Annotated in this window: 17 protein-coding genes; 12 read left to right on the top strand and 5 right to left on the bottom strand. The window is 43.2% G+C overall.

Going from position 1 to position 18,608, the window contains the following annotated elements:
• Positions 1-52 precede the first annotated feature (52 nt).
• Positions 53-1,933: a methyl-accepting chemotaxis protein gene (locus ACMXYP_RS10055; RefSeq protein ID WP_415881508.1), complete on the bottom strand. Its 1,881-nt coding sequence runs from the start codon at positions 1,931-1,933 to the stop codon at positions 53-55.
• Positions 1,934-2,225: 292 nt separating this feature from the next.
• Here ACMXYP_RS10055 and ACMXYP_RS10050 point away from each other — a divergent pair, with 292 nt between their 5' ends.
• Positions 2,226-3,236, top strand: a complete 1,011-nt coding sequence (locus ACMXYP_RS10050) for a rhodanese-related sulfurtransferase (RefSeq protein WP_415881507.1) — start codon at positions 2,226-2,228, stop codon at positions 3,234-3,236.
• 66 nt (positions 3,237-3,302) lie between these two features.
• Here the strand turns inward: ACMXYP_RS10050 and hisI are convergent, their stop codons facing one another.
• Positions 3,303-3,722, bottom strand: coding sequence for a phosphoribosyl-AMP cyclohydrolase (gene hisI, locus ACMXYP_RS10045; RefSeq protein WP_415881506.1), 420 nt, complete (start codon positions 3,720-3,722; stop codon positions 3,303-3,305).
• A gap of 130 nt (positions 3,723-3,852) precedes the next feature.
• Here hisI and ACMXYP_RS10040 point away from each other — a divergent pair, with 130 nt between their 5' ends.
• Positions 3,853-4,806: a DUF3179 domain-containing protein gene (locus ACMXYP_RS10040; RefSeq protein ID WP_415881505.1), complete on the top strand. Its 954-nt coding sequence runs from the start codon at positions 3,853-3,855 to the stop codon at positions 4,804-4,806.
• Positions 4,807-4,935: 129 nt separating this feature from the next.
• On the top strand, positions 4,936-6,867 hold the full coding sequence (locus ACMXYP_RS10035; RefSeq protein ID WP_415881504.1) for an alkaline phosphatase D family protein: 1,932 nt from the start codon (positions 4,936-4,938) through the stop codon (positions 6,865-6,867).
• A gap of 52 nt (positions 6,868-6,919) precedes the next feature.
• Here the strand turns inward: ACMXYP_RS10035 and ACMXYP_RS10030 are convergent, their stop codons facing one another.
• Positions 6,920-7,363, bottom strand: a complete 444-nt coding sequence (locus ACMXYP_RS10030) for a carboxymuconolactone decarboxylase family protein (RefSeq protein WP_415881503.1) — start codon at positions 7,361-7,363, stop codon at positions 6,920-6,922.
• Positions 7,364-7,512: 149 nt separating this feature from the next.
• On the opposite strand from ACMXYP_RS10030, the gene ACMXYP_RS10025 reads away from it, so the two are divergent.
• Positions 7,513-8,442: a LysR family transcriptional regulator gene (locus tag ACMXYP_RS10025; RefSeq protein ID WP_415881502.1), complete on the top strand. Its 930-nt coding sequence runs from the start codon at positions 7,513-7,515 to the stop codon at positions 8,440-8,442.
• 5 nt (positions 8,443-8,447) lie between these two features.
• Here ACMXYP_RS10025 and hrpB read toward each other — a convergent pair whose 3' ends face one another.
• Positions 8,448-10,970 (bottom strand): ATP-dependent helicase HrpB, encoded by a 2,523-nt coding sequence (gene hrpB / locus ACMXYP_RS10020; protein WP_415881501.1) that lies wholly within the window; start codon positions 10,968-10,970, stop codon positions 8,448-8,450.
• 139 nt (positions 10,971-11,109) lie between these two features.
• Here hrpB and ACMXYP_RS10015 point away from each other — a divergent pair, with 139 nt between their 5' ends.
• From ACMXYP_RS10015 to ACMXYP_RS09985, 7 genes are all read left to right on the top strand, one after another.
• Complete coding sequence (locus tag ACMXYP_RS10015; protein ID WP_415881500.1) at positions 11,110-11,412, top strand: hypothetical protein; 303 nt, start codon at positions 11,110-11,112, stop codon at positions 11,410-11,412.
• Between the two features lie 136 nt (positions 11,413-11,548).
• A complete protein-coding gene (locus tag ACMXYP_RS10010; protein WP_415881499.1) occupies positions 11,549-12,295 on the top strand; it encodes an FAD-binding oxidoreductase in 747 nt (248 codons plus the stop codon).
• Positions 12,296-12,396: 101 nt separating this feature from the next.
• Positions 12,397-12,999: a CBS domain-containing protein gene (locus tag ACMXYP_RS10005; RefSeq protein WP_415881498.1), complete on the top strand. Its 603-nt coding sequence runs from the start codon at positions 12,397-12,399 to the stop codon at positions 12,997-12,999.
• A gap of 120 nt (positions 13,000-13,119) precedes the next feature.
• The gene (locus ACMXYP_RS10000) at positions 13,120-14,277 is read left to right on the top strand and encodes a type III PLP-dependent enzyme (protein ID WP_415881497.1); all 1,158 of its coding nucleotides are present in this window, start codon (positions 13,120-13,122) and stop codon (positions 14,275-14,277) included.
• 155 nt (positions 14,278-14,432) lie between these two features.
• Complete coding sequence (locus ACMXYP_RS09995; RefSeq protein ID WP_415881496.1) at positions 14,433-15,323, top strand: diguanylate cyclase; 891 nt, start codon at positions 14,433-14,435, stop codon at positions 15,321-15,323.
• A gap of 83 nt (positions 15,324-15,406) precedes the next feature.
• Complete coding sequence (locus ACMXYP_RS09990) at positions 15,407-15,883, top strand: DUF2947 domain-containing protein (RefSeq protein WP_415881495.1); 477 nt, start codon at positions 15,407-15,409, stop codon at positions 15,881-15,883.
• 756 nt (positions 15,884-16,639) lie between these two features.
• The gene (locus ACMXYP_RS09985; RefSeq protein WP_415884659.1) at positions 16,640-17,413 is read left to right on the top strand and encodes a helix-turn-helix domain-containing protein; all 774 of its coding nucleotides are present in this window, start codon (positions 16,640-16,642) and stop codon (positions 17,411-17,413) included.
• 14 nt (positions 17,414-17,427) lie between these two features.
• On the opposite strand, the gene ACMXYP_RS09980 is transcribed toward ACMXYP_RS09985, so the two are convergent.
• Positions 17,428-17,697: a hypothetical protein gene (locus ACMXYP_RS09980; protein ID WP_415881494.1), complete on the bottom strand. Its 270-nt coding sequence runs from the start codon at positions 17,695-17,697 to the stop codon at positions 17,428-17,430.
• A 290-nt stretch (positions 17,698-17,987) separates the two neighbouring features.
• On the opposite strand from ACMXYP_RS09980, the gene ACMXYP_RS09975 reads away from it, so the two are divergent.
• Positions 17,988-18,494, top strand: a complete 507-nt coding sequence (locus tag ACMXYP_RS09975; RefSeq protein WP_415881493.1) for an FKBP-type peptidyl-prolyl cis-trans isomerase — start codon at positions 17,988-17,990, stop codon at positions 18,492-18,494.
• Positions 18,495-18,608 lie beyond the last annotated feature (114 nt).

The following is an 18,608-nucleotide window of genomic DNA, read 5'->3' as shown; positions in this document are numbered from 1 at the left end:
AAGCGTCCTAAAAGGCGAAGCCGATCTCTAGCTGCGAAGCAGCGTCCTGCCCTTAAACCTTAAACTTCCCAAGTTCCGCATCTTGCTTACGCGTCAGGTCAGTCATTTGATGGCAGTTTGATTCCTGTGCTTTAGCGTTGTTAGCCACCGATTGGCTAAGGTCGCGGATATTGGTGGTGTTGCGGTTAATCTCTTCTGAAGTGGCGCTTTGTTGTTCTGCTGCAGTCGCTATCTGGACTGTCATTTGGTTAATTTCTTGGATATTGTCGCGGATAGTATTGAGGACAGTGTTGGCTTCACTGGCAATGTCTTGGGTTTTGCCAGCTAGCTCTCTGCTTTGAGTAATCGTATTTTCAGCATTTCTTACCCCAGACTGAAGCTGCTGAATCATATTTTTAATCTCTTCAGTCGATTGCTGAGTTCTGGAGGCGAGGGCGCGGACTTCGTCGGCAACTACGGCAAAGCCTCGACCTTTATCACCGGCGCGGGCAGCCTCGATAGCTGCGTTTAGGGCGAGTAGGTTGGTTTGGTCTGCTATTTCGGTAATTACGGTTAGGATCGATTCGATATTGTTACTGTAATTAGCTAGCTCATTGACGGTATTGACAATATTTTCCATATCATCCGCTAAATGGCTGATTGATTCTGTGGTCTTGGAGACAACTGTAACACCATCGCTGGCCGCACAATCGGCACGCTGAGCTGAGTCTGCTGCATGCTGGGCATTGGTCGCTACATCTTGTGCAGTGGCGGACATTTGGTGCATAGCCGTGGCTAACTGATCGAGTTCGTACAGTTGTTTTTCCAATTCATTGGCTGCTGTGGAGGCTGAGTTGAAGGTGTGATCACTGTTAGAGCGTACATCTGATGAGATCTGTTTTACCCGAATAATCAAATCCTGAAGGTAGCTAATAAATTGGTTAAAATCGGTGGAGACCTGACCAAATTCATCTTTAGTGTTCACTTCTAAGCGTTTAGTCAGATCGCCGTCACCACTGTTTATTTCGACTAGGGAGCTGCGTAGATTTTCTAGCGGAAGTAGCTGTTTAGATACGGTTATATATAAAGCGCCGCTACAGATCAGTGCGCTGATGATAGTTGCGATTAGTGCAGTAATACCAATTTGATTGGCTTCGGCCATTACAAGCCCTTTATCTAAAACTACACCTATTAGCCATTGGCTACCTTGAAGATCTTCTAGCCTACTAAAAGAGACAAATACGGTATCGCCGTTAACGGATGATTCGGCTAGCTCACGGTTAAAGCTAGGTGCAGTGCCATCGAATAAATCATTGATGGATTTGCCATTCATATCAGCGTTGGGATGGCTGATTATGTTGCCGTTTGAGTTGAGCAGGAATGCGTAACCGGTGTTGTTGAAGTTAAGGGTGTTCAGAGCATCGGATACGGTCTTTAAGCTTAGATCGCCACCAAATGCGCCTTTGAATTGACGGTTATCGTAGAAGTTAGCTACGGCTGAGATAAGGATTTCGCCACTGGCAGCATCGGCATAAGGGTCGGTTAATACCGCTCTGTCATTTTGTTTTGCATAAGGGTACCAAGGGCGTTTTCGTGCATCCCAACCTGTTGGGTTCCATTCTGGGTCATTGGTTATCTTTTTACCGTCGGTATCTAGGCCACCAAAAATCAAAATAAACTCTTTTTTAAGGATGGGGTTATCAAAGGTGGCTTGTATGGTTTCTTGAGAAAAGTCTGCGTTGATACTCTCCGCCATCATGTCGATAAGTTTTAATTTGGCGTTGAGCCAGTTGGTTATCTGATAGCTCAGGACTAAGGTGGCTTCTTGGGTACTTTGCTCTGTTTTCTCATACAGAGCATCTTTGACGCTGCTGTATTGAATCCATGAATAGATGGCAAAGGTTAGGACGACAACCGTGGAAGCGAGTAGGGCAACCTTGTGTGAAACTTTCATACAGTTAACCTCAAAGACGAGACTTCAAGTTTATCAATAGCGTGACAGGGCATTTCCCTGCGTTGATAACTAGTTATTCTAGACCAGATATGTGGAAGGCAATTTCGGATTATGAAATTGTTGAGTGTTTATCGAGGAGAATATGCAAAGTACCTGAGTTAAACGCTTGGTTTTTGTGGTAGTATCTGCGCCCAAGATCTGCTGTTGTGCAGATAAATTGTTGTCGCCTCAGTCAAAACGGCTGGGGTTTTATATTTTGCGTTGGGTTTACGCCCCAATTAGCGGAGTTTGTATGACTGATTTACCGCAAAATTCTGAAGAGCAGACGGTTGTTTGCGCTCTGTATAAATTCGTCACCCTAGAAAACTTTGAAGCATTAAGAGAACCATTGTTCGAGTGTATGCAAAAAGTAGGCGTGCGCGGCACCTTATTGTTAGCCAATGAAGGTATCAACGGTACGATTGCGGGAAGCCGCGAAGGTATTGATACAGTGCTAGGGTGGTTGCAGCAAGATGACCGCCTGAATCCTATCGAATACAAAGAGTCGTTTGATACCAGCAATCCTTTTATGCGTACCAAAGTTAAGCTGAAAAAAGAGATTGTGACTATGGGTGTTGAAGGTATCGACCCTAAAAAGGTGGTGGGTACCTACGTAAAACCAAAAGATTGGAATGCGCTTATTTCTGATCCTGATGTGGTTTTGGTTGATACGCGTAATGACTACGAAGTGGCGATCGGTACATTTGAAAATGCGATCGACCCAGAGACTAAGACATTCCGCGAGTTTCCTCAGTACGTTGCTGAAAATCTTGATCCAGAAAAGAACAAGAAAGTTGCGATGTTCTGTACTGGCGGTATTCGCTGTGAAAAATCGACAGCCTATTTGAAAGAGCAGGGTTTTGATGAGGTTTATCACCTAGAAGGCGGTATTCTGAAGTATCTTGAAGAGGTAGATGAAGAAGATTCGATGTGGAAAGGTGATTGCTTTGTCTTTGATGGCCGTGTTTCTGTAAAACATGGCTTGGAAGTAGGTGACTACGATCAATGTCACGCGTGCCGTATGCCAATTACAGAAGAGGAAAAGCAACTCGCTTCGTACGAGAAGGGTGTGAGCTGTGTGCACTGTATCGAAAAGATGAGTGATTCACAAAAGCAGCGTTTCCGTGAACGTGAACATCAAGTACAGCTAGCGAAGGAGCGTGGTGAATCTCACCTAGGTTCTGATGTGCAAGATGCTGTTCAAGCGCATCGTGATGCCAAAGCCGCTTATCGCGCAGCGCAAAAAGAGCGTTCTAAAGGCTAATCAGCCTTGATCAAAACTAAAAAAACCATGCCAAGGCATGGTTTTTTTATATCTATCTGAAGTTGCTTATTTGCAGCAAGGTTCAGAAATGATCTCAATCTTGTCTTCTTTTACAGCGTGAAAGAAACAGTTAGAACGTTCTGTATGGCAAGCCGGACCCGACTGATTCACTAGGCACAAAAGCGTATCGCCATCACAATCGATGCGCATCTCAACTAGCTTTTGTACGTGGCCAGAGCTTTCGCCTTTACGCCAGTAGCTTTGGCGTGAACGAGACCAATAGCATACTTGGCCAGTTTTTAATGTCTCTTCAATGGAAAGGCGGTTCATCCACGCCATCATTAACACTTCGCCAGTTTCTGCTTGCTGAGCAATCGCAGGAATCAGACCGTCTTCGTTATAGCGAAGGTTATCAAGTGCTGCACTTAGATCTGTTTGACTGCCTTTAACGCCAGACTCTAAGTCGTAGTAAAAACTGTTTTTCATTGTTGCTTCTCTGCTACAAGTAAAATCTGCGGGCATCATACCACAAGGAATTAAAAGGGGCGGGACAATTAAATTGAATCATTGTCCTCTTTTGTGCTCAAACCAGTAACTGGAATTTTGAGACTGCACTATGTTTTCACGGACTAGCCTTTTAGCCTTCCTTATCGCAATACTCGTCACCTTGGTTTGTTTTAAGTCTTGTTCGGTTTTTGCTGAACATAATGGGTTTGATCTTTCCGAAAGTCTAATCCCTGCCGAAAAAATACTACCGGGCGGTCCTGCTCGTGATGGCATTCCTTCGATTGATAAGCCTGAATTTATAGCGGCGAAGCAAGCGGGCGGTTGGCAGGATGATCAACAGGTGTTGAGTTTGACTTTGGCTGGTATTACCCGTGCATATCCTATTAATATCTTAAACTGGCATGAGATCGTGAATGATAATTTTGGCGGTCAGCCTGTTGTGATCAGTTATTGCCCTCTATGCGGAACAGGCATGGCGTTTTCTGCTGATATGAATGGTGAGGCGCTGACCTTTGGTGTCTCTGGCTTGTTATATAACAGTGATGTTCTGCTCTACGATCGTCAGTCAGATTCTCTCTGGTCACAGTTAAAAAGTCAGGCCGTGACGGGGAAATACAAAGGTCAAAAACTCACTCAATTACCGTTGAATCAGATGACCTGGAAAGAGTGGAAAGCTCGTTACCCCGATGGTGAAGTGCTCAGTCGTAATACTGGCTATTCAAGGGACTATTCTCAAAGCCCTTATGGTAGTTATGACGAAAGCCCTGTGCTGTATTTTCCTGTGGAGTTCCGAAGCCAAGCGTATCATCCCAAAGAAAGAGTTTTGGGTGTGGAGGTTGATGGGAAATTTAAGGCGTATCCCTTTGCCGAACTATCTAAAATTTCAAATGATGAGCTGCTAGATGAGTTTAATGGTACGCAGTTTAAGCTTCGCTTTAATACATCATCTCGCACAGGTGAAGTTGTTGATGCTGAAACAGGTCAAGCTTATCCAGCGGTCAACTCGTTTTGGTTTGCTTGGTATACCTTCCACCCTGACACAGATGTTTATAAAGCCAAGTGATTTAGCTGATAAACTATTTATAAAAGATCTTTAGTAAAGCCCCAAAATGGTATTTGAACCTGCAGTCAAAAGGTCGTTAGACTGTAGGGGAGTTAGATTTAGTTAGTAAAAGATGGATTCGAATCACCGATGACGAACGCTTTAGGCATATCTGAAAAACAGAATACGTTGTTGCCTTTTATTATTGCTGGGCCTTTGTTGCGCAAAGTTACTCCAGACCAAGTAGCTTTGTGGCTGGTTACCTCTGAGCCTTTAAAAGGCTCGTTCCATTTTTATCAGGAGCAGGAACTTGTTGCCCAGATAGATTGTGCTTCGATTAATCAGTCTATACAGGTGGGTAAGTCTGCTTTTATCAATTTAATTGAGTATCGACCGGAGCACTCTCTCTTCACCGATACTTGGTTTTCTTATGATCTTGAGTGTGAAGTTCGGGGTGAAATTCAGAATTTAAAAAGCCTGCTGCCTCATTTGATCTATCCAGGTGAAGACCGCCCTAAGTTTGCCCTAAAAACTCAGCTGGATCAGGTGCTGCATGGTTCTTGTCGTAAACCTCATTACGCATCAGAAGATGCATTGCTTCGTGTCGATCAGGTATTAGAAAGTTCAACAGATGATATTGAATCTCGCCCTGCGCTTTTGATTATGTCGGGTGATCAGATCTATGCGGATGATGTCGCAGGGCCAATGCTATCGGCCATACATCAGACGATAGATCTACTCGGTTTAGCGCCTGAGCTGATAGAGGGAGCCACGGTAAAGAACAGCGCCGAACTTTATAAAAGTGAGCATTGTTATTACGAACGCGAGGAGCTGCTACCGCAAACACCTGCAGGGCAAGATTTAGCCGATCGCTTTTTTGCCGGAGCAGAGAAACCGATATTTACTGCGGATACGGCACACAATCATCTGATTACATTGGCTGAGATGTTGGCGATGTATTTCTTGGTCTGGTCACCACAGCTTTGGCGTCATATCTCGCTAAACGCAGGCGAAGTTTCAGATAAATATATCGATCGCTACTTAGATGAGCAAAGAGAGATCGATCTGTTTGTTAATGGTTTACCTGATGTCCAGCGCGCTTTAGCTCAAATTCCTGTTTATATGATCTTTGATGATCATGATATTACCGATGATTGGAACCTAACTCGAGGTTGGGAAGAAGCGGCTTATAGTCATCCGTTTTCCAGAAGCATTATCGGTAATGCGCTACTCGGTTATTGGCTTTGTCAGGGCTGGGGGAATGCCCCTGATCAATTCCCGCAGCAATGGACGGAGCTGATTCAGCAAGATGCGATTGCAGACGGTGGGGAAGTTAGGAATGATCTGATTACTCAGGTGCTTGAGTTTGAAGCCTGGAGTTACTGTCTTAACACATCACCCAAACTGGTGGTTTTGGATACCCGCACTCGTCGCTGGTGGTCGGAAAGTAGTGGAGCTAAACCTTCTGGATTAATGGATTGGGAGGCGCTGTCCGAGCTGCAGCAAGAGCTGATCGGTGAAGACGCAGTGCTTTTGGTTTCTCCTGCACCGATTTTTGGTATGAAGCTAATCGAGACAGTTCAGCGGATCTTTACCTACTTTGGCCATGCGCTGATGGTGGATGCCGAAAACTGGATGGCTCATGCAGGTTCTGCAAATGTGATTCTCAATATCTTCCGTCATCCTAAAACACCACAGAATTTTGTGATTTTGTCGGGTGATGTGCATTACTCCTTTGCTTATGACATCAAGATTCGTTTCCGGAAAAACAGTCCAGATATCTGGCAAATCACCTGCAGTGGCTTAAAGAATGAGTTCCCACATGCTTTGTTGGATCTCTTTGATAAAATGAACCGATGGCTTTATGGCAGTCGTTCACCGCTTAACTGGTTTACCAAACGAAGACGGATGCAGATTCGCTCTCGCATCCCTGAAGGTATGCCGGCTAAAAGGGTATTCAATGGCAGTGGCGTTGGACTGGTTAAGCTAAATCAGGTTGGTGAACCTACTGAAGTGACCGTACTCAAAGCTCAAGGTGGAGATATTAGTTTTCCTTACAGAAAGCCTAAATCACGCTCTTAACGAAAACGGGAGCAATGCTTGATAGATTGCTCCCGTTTAACATTTATCTATTTTAATCCGGGCTTTTTTCCATCCTTGTTGCTATCGCAATTCTATTCCATGCGTTAATGGCAGTGATTTGCATGATGATTTCAACAAAACCTTTCTCACCAAATTGCTCTAATCCTTGTTGGTAAGTTTGATCGCTTAGGTCTTGTGGATTGGTTAAAGTAATCTCTTCGGTAAGGGCAAGAGCAACTCTTTCCTCTTCGCTAAATAGCTTCGATTTTCTCCATGCAGATAGTGCATAAATACGTTGTTCTGATTCGCCTTTTGCACGTGCCTGGCTTGTATGCATATCGATGCAGAATGCACATTCGTTTAGCATGGATGCCCGTATTTTGATCAATCCTTTCAACTTATAACCGATGCTTATGTCTGAGAGGTAATTCTCCATCTGCAACATAGTGTTAAATGCTGAGGTGTGTGACTTAACAAAGTCTATTCTCTGTAGCATGTTTCAATCCTAATCAATAACATTGAATGATGTGATTATTTTGGCGCTAAGCAGGAATGTTTAGAATCTGTTATAAATGCGGAACACTTTTGCGTATTTTGCAAAAGATATGGCTGGATAATTAAGGTGTGCAGACAGGGTAAGAAAAGATGCTTGAGTTACTACGGATATTTATTCAGGTAGCTAGTTATGGAAGTTTTTCTAAAACAGCTAAAGCGCTGAATATAGCGCCATCCTCGGTTACGAGAAGTATCGATAAGTTAGAAGCTGAATTAGGTGTTTCGCTTTTTAAGCGAAGTACACGAGCTTTGTCTCTGACTGAACACGGCCAACAGCTGTTTGAGCGTGCAAATTTACTTTTAAAGAATGCTGATGATTTAGTCAGTTCCGTTAAGGATGCCAATGCAGAACCTAAAGGGGAGCTAAAAATCTCAGTATTTGAGAGTTTTGGCCGGCAAAAGGTTTCGCCATTAATTCCACTCTTTCTTAAGCAATTCCCCAAAGTGAATGTACAGATTGAACTGGATAACCAACTGGTCGATCTGAATAGCAGTGCGTTCGATATCGGTATCAGAATTGGTAAACCAGAGGACTCAGATTTACGTGCGCGTAAACTACTAGAGAACCGAATGGTGCTATGTGCATCACCTAATTATTTAGATGTATTTGGATCGCCCTCAGAACCGAGTGACCTTTCAGATCATAATTGCTTGTTATTGAATCAAGGTCGGCAGCGCTGTTATTGGCATTTTAATTCTAAACTGAGCTCTGAGAAGAACTCTCTACAGAGCTCTTTTAAGAAATATAAAAAGGTTCTGGTGACCGGCAATTTATCTTCTAAAGGCGGCTCACCTCTGGTTGAAGCGGCCATTGCAGGAACCGGTATTTTATTGATCGCTAGATGGGTGGTGGAGGATCATCTGAACGATGGAAGCCTGATTGAATGCATGCCAGAGTGGACACCATCGCTTTATGAGCAGGGTAGCGGAGATATCTATGCGATCTATCAAGGCAGTCGATATCTCAAGCCGAGTGTCCGTAGTTTTATCGATTTTCTAGTTGAGCATATTTCGGATTAAGGTGTTTAAACCTTTTGCGAAGCACGCTTAGTTTTAGCGGTTGCGATCGCTTCTAAAGGGTTGTCTGGCCAAGGGTGTTTAGGATATCGGCCTTTCATGTCTTTCTGCACATCTTTGTAGGCATTTTGCCAGAAGCTTTCTAAGTCCTGTGTGACCTGTAGCGGTCTTCGCGCAGGTGAGAGTAAGTGAAGTTGTAACGCTACATGATTGGCAACTTTAGGTGTTTGGGTACAGCCAAACATCTCTTGCAGTTTTACTGCTAAAACAGGTGGATTTTGGCTGTAATCGATTCTGATCTTGGAGCCCGAAGGTACGCTAAAACGTTCCGGTGCTAACTCATCTAACTTCTGAGGCAGAGGCCAAGGGAGCATCGATTGTAGCACGCTGCTTAGATTGATTTTCTTCAACTGCTTTAGTTGCGTGATGTTATTCAAATAAGGTGCTAGCCATTCCTCAAGATTTTCTAGAAGCCAGTTATCGCTTAGATCTGGCCATTGATCTTGTGATTGCTTTTGAACTGCTTGGTTCAGAAAGATCACGCGCTGACGCCATGCTTGAATATCATCATTCCAAGGCAACAAAGATAACCCTCGTTTCCTGATTTGATTGATGATTGCTGCTTTAATTGTCTCAGGTGAAGGGCTTTCTAAAGGGGCGGATTCCCAAACGAGAGTACCGAGTCGCGTTTGCTGCTCGGCACAGATACGATCTTGGGATTTATCCCATTCAATCACTTCATGCTGTTGAATCAGCTCAGGAATGAATTGTTCAATCCACTCAGGATTCAGTGGCGCAGCCAGTTGGATCTGGTCGTTCGTTTGGTTTTGTTTTCCTTGCAGGGTCGCAACGGTTATCCATGGATATTGGCTTAATCGATCTTGATCGTAGAAGTTCGCCGCACGTCCATTATTGAGTTTATAAATAGTACTGTTCTGGCGTTGCTGTGCGATGCGATCAGGATACGCAAGTGCCAGTAACACAGCTGCTTGTTCTTGATCTGGAATCTTATGTCCAGAAGCTTCGCTTGGAATTTCAAGTTTAGAAAGCATTCGATGGTAATGCTGTTCCTGTTTTTTGATTCGATGCCAGACGCCTTTCTGAAAACTCGGTTTGGTTGCTAGCCATTCGAGGCGGCTGTTGATATCCGTACCTTCATTTCTAAAAGGGTCGCGTTCCATTAAGAGCGCTGCGATACGACAGGCTTTGTCGGCTAAGCCCCAAGCTGAACCTTTGATAAGCATGTGACTGAGTCTTGGATGCGCAGGTAACTCAGCCATAAGCTGACCGTGGGCGGTTGTTTGCTTCTGTAAGTTTAGCGCGCCTAATTGGGTAAGTAGGGTTTGCGCTTGTTGGAAAGAACCTGCTGGTGGTTGGTCAAGCCAATTAAGGTCGTTTGTATCGGTGGTTCCCCAGCTAGCTAGCTGTAGTGCTAAAGCTGTTAGATCTGCTTGTGCTATTTCCGGGCTATCGAACGCGCTAAGTTGTTCTTGCTGTCCTTCACTCCACAATCGGTAACATACACCAGGGGATAATCGACCCGCTCGGCCTGCACGTTGTGTGGCAGAAGCTGAGGAAATTCGGCGCGTATGTAGGCGTGTCATTGCCGAGTTAGGATCATATTTGGCGACACGTGTTAAACCAGAATCGATGACGACCTCTACGCCTTGGATGGTTAAACTAGTCTCAGCAATGTTTGTTGCTAGTACGACTTTGCGTTTACCTTCATCACTTGGATTTATGGCTTTACGCTGTTCATCCAATGTTAGATCGCCATAGAGCGGCGCGATAGCAATAGTGTTTTTCTCTGTTTGTGAGAGCTGCTCGTTAAGTAGTTCTTCAACTTTTCGAATCTCTCGCATGCCTGGTAAGAAGCATAAAATACTGCCGGTTTGCTCGGCTAGCGCTAGGGTGACGGTTTTAACCAGCTTTTGTTCTAGCCATTCACCTTGAGAGGGTTCGCCACAATAGAAAGGTTTAACTGGGTAGCTACGACCTGAACTGGTTACAATTGGAGCATCACTCAACAACTTGGCGATTTTTTCGCCATCCAATGTGGCGGACATCACCAATATTTTCAGCGGAGTTTCTTCACGGAAATATTCTCTGGCTTCTAGCGTAAGGGCTAAGCCTAAGTCAGCATCTAAGCTGCGTTCATGAAACTCATCGAAAATTACAATGCCGTAGCCTTCAAGGCTTGGATCGGTTTGTAACATGCGGGTTAAGATACCCTCTGTCACAATTTCTATTCGGGTTTGTTCGCTGATACAGGTGTCGAGTCGAACTCTATAGCCAACGGTCTGACCCGCTTTTTCATTGAGCATCTGTGCCATACGTTCGGCGGCCGCTTTGGTTGCTAAACGCCTTGGTTCTAGCATGAGAATCTTTTGATTACCCAGCCAACTCTCTTGGAGCAATGAGAGGGGGGCTTGCGTAGTTTTACCTGCACCAGGAGGTGCTTCTAGAACCGCTTCATTTTGATCGTTAAGCGCTTGAGTTAATTCGGGTAAAACGGAAATGATAGGTAGCAAGGCTTCGACACTCTGAAAAAATAATCAGCATAAAGTTTAACAGTTTTTCTATAAGGGTTTGGCTCTGACAGGTAGTAAAGCTACAATGATGGAGCAATAAATTTTTTGCCGATGTTGTTCTTAGTTGTAAGGAGCCTTAATGGCGGGTAATTTTAAAGGTCGCAGAGGCGGCTACAAAAAAACTCCTAAACTTTCTGGTCGTGGTGTACTGGAAAAGGTTGTCACCGATGGTCCTCATGTTGAGTGGGTTGGCATGCCGCCATACTACATTCATGTGATAACAGTAGATGGTGAGGAGTACTCTTATATGTCTCCAGATAAAGATCTAGAAATTGAGCTAGGTAAGAAAGTTACCTTCCGTTATAAAGAAACCAGCAAAGGCAATTTTGTTGATAAGCGTTCCTTAGGTGTTGTGATCGACCCAAGTGAACTAGGTTATTAAACCATTCTAAGATTTTTCAAAAGCAGCCAATAGGCTGCTTTTTTGTTTAAGTCATTTAAATTAATTTGAGCGTCTTTTGACCATTGGTGTCTTTAGATGTATATTGAATACATCTATTAAGGGTCTGGGTTGAGATATGTTGAGTAATAACAGAGTAGAGTTAAGCCTCGTAGAAAAGCGTTATCTAACACCTCGCTCGATTGAATTAACTTACAAGGGCGAAGATCCGATTCGTTATATCCCCGGTCAATTCTTTTCAATTGAGTTCGCCTACCAAGGGCAGAAAAAGGCGAGAAGTTACAGTGTGGCAAATGGGGATCTACCCAGTGTAGATAACAGATTACTCACTTTTGTCATTACTTTGGTCCCTGATGGTGCTGCCAGTGAATATTTTAGAGCTGCTGAACTAGGTAGCACGGTTGCCGTTAATGGACCTTTTGGCAATCTGATCTTACCCAAGGCCTCCCCCAAGAGGTTTGTCTTTATTGCAACAGGTGCGGGAGTTACGCCGTTTAGATCTATGTTGCCGGAGCTTCGATCCCGTATATCTGAAAATCCTGAATTGGAAGTGGTTGTTATCCAAGGGGTGAGAAACAGGGATGAATTGCTCTACGCTGATGAGTTTTCCGAGCTTACTCAATTGAGTGCTCATGCTAAGTTCTTTACTTGCTTTAGCCGTGAGGAGAGTGAGGTCCTGTCCGCCAACGAGAAGTCTGGTTATGTGTCTGACTTATATGTGGATTTGAATGCGAATCCTGATCAGGACATAGTCTACCTGTGTGGTCATCCGGACATGATTGATCAAGCGGTCAGCTATTTTGATTTGCAGGGGTTTAAACCCGCTAATCTTAAGCGTGAGAAGTACCAGTTCTCTTTACTGTAAAATGTTCGTCTAGTTGTTAGCGAAGCCTCTTTATTCAAGAAGCGGTAAAACGGAAGCTATGTACTATTCTGATTACAGAGGTCATTCAGAGAGGGAACAGCATGCTTCAGGAATTTCGGCACATCCGTTTACAAACAACGACTGATATCGACTACATTTTATCGCCTGATAAAACCGCAACGCCTGCGAGTTTATATAGTCCAGCTTTTGAAGTATTCACCGACTTTACTGAAGTAAAGCCTGTAACAATTCCTGAGTCTTTACCTATTCAAGAAGCGCTTGAGTATATGAAGAGTCAGCACGTGCGGTTGCTCTTTGTCTTGGATAACCAAGATAATTTTACCGGTATTATCACTGCGTCAGATGCCGCAGGTCGAAAAGTCATGGCCTTTATGCAGCGTGATGGGGTTAGTCGAGATCAGGTTCAAGTAAGACATATTATGTTGAGTAAATTGAATATGAATGCGCTTACATATGAGCAACTTAAGGATGCAAGGGTAGGGGATATTATGTTGACCCTTAAAGGGTCTGGAGATCAGCATGTAGTGGTCATTGATGAAAGTTCAGCGGGAGTCCTGAGAATTAGAGGGATAATCTCGGCAAGTGATATCTCAAGGCGCCTGAAAATTGGCTTTGATGTGATGTACGAATCTAAAAGCTTTGCGGAAATAGAACGGGTGATTCGTAGTGGTGAAGGGGCTTAGTTTTAAAGCATAAATCTAATGCTGGACTTGGAATTCTATTACTGACTATACTTCGCGCCTTTACTGTACTAGGCACTGCTAGAGTACTTTGTCTAACCCAATTGTGTGGTGCAATTGCGCATGATTTTACCAAACCAATTTAGTCCCGATGTTCCTAATAAGTTAGAAGCATTAACTCAGACTAAACCTACACCTTTTTTAGCTTTAGACCTTTCAGTTATCGAAACTCGTTTTGCTGAATTGAGTAAGGGGTTTCCTAAAGCTGATGTGTATTACGCAGTAAAAGCAAACCCCGCTAATGAGGTGATTGAGCTATTAGTGAAAGAGGGGGCTAGCTTTGATATCGCTTCCCCGCAGGAGTTAGATAAAGTACTGCAATTTGATGTTGCGCCAGAGCGTATAAGCTACGGAAATACGATTAAGAAGTGCTCTGCAATTAAATACTTCTATGATCACGGTGTACGCCTGTTTGCGACCGACTCTGAGGCCGATCTACGCAATATAGCGGAGTATGCGCCAGGTTCTGATATCTATATCCGTGTGCTCACTGATGGCTCAGAAGGTGCTGATTGGCCTTTGTCGCGTAAGTTTGGCTGTAACCCAGAAATGGCAATTGAACTTGCTGTGCTTGCGCGTGATTTGGGTTTAAACCCTTATGGGGTTTCCTTCCATGTGGGTTCTCAACAGCGTGATATCGATGTTTGGGATGGTGCGATTGCCAAGGTCAAAGTGATCTTTGAGCGTTTGGTTGAAGAGCATGGCATCCGTTTGCAAATGATTAATATGGGCGGTGGTTTTCCTGCGACCTATTTACAGAAGACCAATGAATTTGAAACCTATGCGGAAGAGATTACGCGCTTTCTAAAAGAAGATTTTGGTGAAGAGCTACCAAGAATTATCCTTGAGCCTGGCCGCTCGTTGGTTGGCGATGCTGGAATCATCGTATCAGAAGTGGTGTTGATCTCTCGAAAATCTTCTACAGCGTTGGAACGTTGGGTCTATACCGATGTAGGCATGTTTAACGGTTTGATTGAAACTTTGGGTGAGGCAATTAAATATCCGCTATCTACTTCAAAGTCAGGGCCTGAAGAGGAGGTGATTCTTGCCGGCCCTACCTGTGATAGTCTAGATATCATGTATGAGCAGCATAAATATGAGTTGCCGCTATCTCTAGAGATCGGTGATCATATCTATTGGTTCTCTACCGGTGCTTACACCACCAGTTATAGCTCGATCGAGTTTAACGGTTTCCCCCCTCTGGATTACTATATTTTGTAATCTTGGTCGCAGTATTTCGGTACTGCGACTAAAAATATCCTTTTTGAATCAAGCTTCTGCGCATAAAAACTGCAAAACAGGTTGTTCATCCTGCCTCAAACAGCTATCTTTTTGGTATGCCAATTTTTATCGTCTGGTTGAGTGGAGAGTAGTGGATGTCGGATAAACAGATTCAAGCTCGCTATGGTGCTGTTCTGGAAGCAACAGCGGATGTAGTGATGGTACTTGAACCAACAGGTTTGATCATGGCGTGTTCTGCAGGTGACGCAGGTTGGTTGGATGCCGATGCGATCATGGGACGTAAACTCGAAGATATTTTCCCTGCTGATATTAGCGGTAATATTACTGCTGCTGGGGTTAAGTCTATTGAGAAGAATACAGCGATTAAGACTTACATTCAGTTAAGACCTGAACACGTACCTGTGTTGAAAGACCAAGGTTTAAGTGAAACAAAATGGATGGAGCTGCGTTGTTCTGCTGCAGGTGATGAGGTTGTAGCGGTTTTTCGAGACATCTCTGCCCAACGAAGACTTGAAAGGCAGGTCACGAATCAGGCCCAGCGTGACCCTCTGACAGGTGCTTATAACCGTCGCGCACTAAGACCTGTATTAGAACAGGCTATCGCACAAGCGCAGCGTTACGATTGGGTCTGCAGCTTGATGGTTATTGATGTTGATGATTTTAGCGACCTTAATGACAGATACTCTTGGGATTGTGGTGATCAAGTTCTACAACAGTTAGTTACCTCTATCCATGGTATGAAGCGTACTTCAGATTTCCTTGCACGTTACGGTGACGATCAGTTTGTAATGTTTATGCCGGAAACGAACCATGAACAGGGTATGGCTGCTGGTAATCGTGTGCGCAAAATGATGGAAGAGATGGAAATCCCTTACGCAGCTGGCGATGTTAAATTTACTGTCAGTGTTGGTGTTGCAGCGCTAGATGGCCTGGAAGACGATCCTGATAACATGTTGAGACGCGCCAACGAGAACCTATTCGTAGCTAAGCAAAGCGGTTGTAACCGTGTTGAAGGTGAAGGATAACCATAGTCCGCTTTCTTTTAAAAAGGGAGCTATTCAGCTCCCTTTTTCTTTTTTTGTGAATCTTAGAAAATTTTGAGTAAACAATGAAATATATTCCGTTGGAAGAGTACACCAAGGCTTGGATCTTTCGTCACAGGGATTTGCCTGTTTCTGAAGAAGATCTTGCGCAGATCAATCCTTTGACGGAAAGTCGTGCGGAGCAGATTTGGTCAGAGCATATAAGCAGAGGTTGCTCTCATCCAGAACACTTTGGAGAAGGTGATTGGGCCGCCAAAGATAAAAACTGGTTTGAGAAAGATTTTTGGCAGAGTGCTTGGGATGCGCAATCAAATCAAATGCCGGAGCTACTGACAGCCCATATGGCTGAGTGGGATGATAACATCACAGTGTATTTCTGTTACCAAAGTGATCATATTATTGAGACTAAGTGGGGTGTTTTTCGCCGTAATTGGAAGAACTTTCTCTTTTTTGACAATGGGCCCGTATTATTAGGCCGAAAACGTCAGCAGGTTGCTCAGTTTTTCGATAATGGAAGTTATCGCTTAGGTATGCGTACCTAATGAATGCACTTTAATGGGGGGTAGGCACGATACTGATTGTGCCTCTATTCCTTTCTTATCGCTAAGCTCATTTCTTGATAGCTGTTCACTAGTTTCTAACTTTCTAACGCATAAGCTTAATGAAAATTAATTGCAATATTATTAAGTGAATGTTCAGTATCTATAGATAAATATACAAAACTCCTCTCTAAACAAGTCGTATTTCTTATTAAAAATCTAAAAGAATGCGATGTAATAAATTTGTAATTTGATTTAGCTTAAGTATTGTTTGTTTTTACAAATCTTTGTTTGAATTTTTTATCTTTATATGTCAAAAATAGACTCTTAATATGTTTACTTGTTGTTGCCTTATTCCTTACGAGTTGTGTGTGATATGGGGTCAGTAGTAGTACTAAAGTTCTGATTTTACCATATATATCAGAGTGATTTAGTATAGTATTAGAGAAATTTAAATCAGCTGGAAGGCAAAGAATTCAATGAGCCTACGGCTTTAGTCCATGAAAAATTGACCTGAGAGTGAAAAACACCCTCGATACTATATTTTTTGGTACTTCTTCCATTTTGGAATACGCTTATCATTAACATATGGATTGGGGAATCTATGTTTTTAGGAGTCATAGGTTAATTTTTGTTAAAGCCCCTTTTGTTTGAATTTATGTAATTTGGTCATACCTCTTGGGTGTTTATCTTTAACAAGAATTATTTCCCCTTTAGGTATCAGGACTCACTTTTCAACGGAGTGTTTTAGTGCAAGATATGGAAAGCCTGATTCTACAGCTAAAACAACAGCCAGCACTTCAAGAAAAAACAGTGTTAGCTATTGAATGTACTTGGGATAGGCTATTACAGGAACTAGACGAGTTACTATGCCAGCTTGGTTTTACTTCCTTCACATACTCAGTGCTGACGCGTCAGCATATTGAAGGTTTGTCAGATCATCAGAGGCAGCGTTGGGAAAATGGTTTTGATATTGTCGGTTCGTTACCGGATGCAGTTGTTAAAGCTTATTATCGAGACGTTGCTCATGCTGACCCGTTATGGAAAGTGTTACCAGAAGCGCGTTCTCCACTCGTCGTTAAGAATACCGATAGTAGTGTTGGTTCACAGGCAGAATCGTTTTGGAAACAAAATAATATAGCGTCTCGTGTCTATGTACCTATGACGGGTGCGAGTGATAATTATTGGTTTCATTACTTTGGTCTTTTTCATAGTTTGCCAGCTGGCGAATTTGAAGAGTTTTTCGAGTCAGTAAAGGAGTGGCTGGTACCTATTTTAGCTCGTTATCACTCATTACTGCAGGTTGTTTGTGAGAAAGAGCAAAACCCTTTCCTTAAGCAGGAGCTGTTATCGCATACTTGCCGTCAGATTATTCAGATGACAGCTGAGGGCATGGCGGTAAAAAGAATCGCTGATAAGCTGGCGTTAACTGAGGAAGGAATTACGTATCATATTACTCGAGCCAAACGTGTGTTTGGTGCGCGTAATAAAACTCAGCTTGTTGCGATTTTGTATGAAGTAGGTCTTTTGTAACCATAAGCTATCAATTACGGTTGATAGCTTATGCGTTTGCCGAAACTTAGATTCTCAGTTTCGTACTCTGTAGATTGACTCTCAGTTTCAACCTGATCGACAGGCTTGCCGCTAAAGTCTCCACCACTGATTATTTCCCACTCGTTGTCATGCTTGTGTAAGTAGGCGTAACAGCAACAGCATTTATACAACTCACTACCTTTCAATTCACTAATCTTTTTTAGTGCTGAGTGTGGTTTGTGATGCAATACAAGGCTGTAGCATAGCGTACATGCCTTTTCCATTAGCTTGATCCTCCATGATAAGGCTATCAATAGATACAAATTAGCACAGGGATCTAGATTTGGAGCTAAGAAAAATTCCTATTTTCTAGTGAAGGTGTAATTTCTTTGTGTGATAGATAGCTAGAACTAGCAGCATTTTGGTGCAATCTGTATGATTGACTTAACTAAGTTTTTACTTGTGGTTGGACCTTTAGCTAGGTTTCCAAATCCTAATCAGGGTGATGGTTTATTGCAGTGTTAATTTCATCTGCAGCTTAAGTGTATCTCCCTCTAAATAGAGAATTCTTTGTATGCAAATTGCTGAAAATCTAGTTGGTTACATCCACTACACACTAAAAAATGAAGAAGGTGAAGTTCTAGATTCTTCTCAGGGCCAAGAGCCATTACCATTCGTTTGTGGCGCTAACAATATTGTTCCTGGTTTGGAAAAAGCGCTGATTGGCAAAACGGTTGGTGATAAGTTAGATGTTGTTGTGACACCTGAAGAAGGTTACGGCGATGTGCGTGAAGAGCTAGTGCAGACAGTTGATCGTGCTAATTTTCAAGGTATTGATGACATTCAGGTTGGTATGCAGTTTATGGCTGAAGCACCTTGGGGGCAGCAGCCAGTTACAGTTGTAGCTCTTGAAGAAGATGGCGTTATCCTTGATGGTAACCACCCTCTAGCGGGCCAAACACTGACTTTTAATGTCGAAGTGACTAATGTTCGTGAAGCGACAGAAGAAGAGTTATCTCATGGCCACGTACACGAAGGTGGTGAAAGCTGCTGTGATAGTGGTGATTCTTGCTGTGACTAATATGTCTGATCTGTAATTATAAAAGCCCGGTTTATACCGGGTTTTTTTGTGACTATCTATGCCCTCTAGCCTTCGTAATACCTGATCTTTGACTATTATTAATCTAAACGTTTC

It is taken from the genome of Neptuniibacter sp. QD34_54 (genome assembly GCF_047778055.1).
Taxonomy (GTDB): Bacteria; Pseudomonadota; Gammaproteobacteria; order Pseudomonadales; family Balneatricaceae; genus Neptuniibacter.
Note: the sequence above shows the minus strand (reverse complement) of the source record. Positions and strands in the feature narration are given on the sequence as shown.

Coding starts and splice junctions, on each gene's coding strand:
- ACMXYP_RS10055 (WP_415881508.1), bottom strand. CDS start 1,933: ATGAAAGTTTCACACAAGGTTGCCCTACTCGCTTCCACGGTTGTCGTC.
- ACMXYP_RS10050 (WP_415881507.1), top strand. CDS start 2,226: ATGACTGATTTACCGCAAAATTCTGAAGAGCAGACGGTTGTTTGCGCT.
- hisI (WP_415881506.1), bottom strand. CDS start 3,722: ATGAAAAACAGTTTTTACTACGACTTAGAGTCTGGCGTTAAAGGCAGT.
- ACMXYP_RS10040 (WP_415881505.1), top strand. CDS start 3,853: ATGTTTTCACGGACTAGCCTTTTAGCCTTCCTTATCGCAATACTCGTC.
- ACMXYP_RS10035 (WP_415881504.1), top strand. CDS start 4,936: ATGACGAACGCTTTAGGCATATCTGAAAAACAGAATACGTTGTTGCCT.
- ACMXYP_RS10030 (WP_415881503.1), bottom strand. CDS start 7,363: ATGCTACAGAGAATAGACTTTGTTAAGTCACACACCTCAGCATTTAAC.
- ACMXYP_RS10025 (WP_415881502.1), top strand. CDS start 7,513: ATGCTTGAGTTACTACGGATATTTATTCAGGTAGCTAGTTATGGAAGT.
- ACMXYP_RS10015 (WP_415881500.1), top strand. CDS start 11,110: ATGGCGGGTAATTTTAAAGGTCGCAGAGGCGGCTACAAAAAAACTCCT.
- ACMXYP_RS10010 (WP_415881499.1), top strand. CDS start 11,549: ATGTTGAGTAATAACAGAGTAGAGTTAAGCCTCGTAGAAAAGCGTTAT.
- ACMXYP_RS10005 (WP_415881498.1), top strand. CDS start 12,397: ATGCTTCAGGAATTTCGGCACATCCGTTTACAAACAACGACTGATATC.
- ACMXYP_RS10000 (WP_415881497.1), top strand. CDS start 13,120: ATGATTTTACCAAACCAATTTAGTCCCGATGTTCCTAATAAGTTAGAA.
- ACMXYP_RS09995 (WP_415881496.1), top strand. CDS start 14,433: ATGTCGGATAAACAGATTCAAGCTCGCTATGGTGCTGTTCTGGAAGCA.
- ACMXYP_RS09990 (WP_415881495.1), top strand. CDS start 15,407: ATGAAATATATTCCGTTGGAAGAGTACACCAAGGCTTGGATCTTTCGT.
- ACMXYP_RS09985 (WP_415884659.1), top strand. CDS start 16,640: ATGGAAAGCCTGATTCTACAGCTAAAACAACAGCCAGCACTTCAAGAA.
- ACMXYP_RS09980 (WP_415881494.1), bottom strand. CDS start 17,697: ATGGAAAAGGCATGTACGCTATGCTACAGCCTTGTATTGCATCACAAA.
- ACMXYP_RS09975 (WP_415881493.1), top strand. CDS start 17,988: ATGCAAATTGCTGAAAATCTAGTTGGTTACATCCACTACACACTAAAA.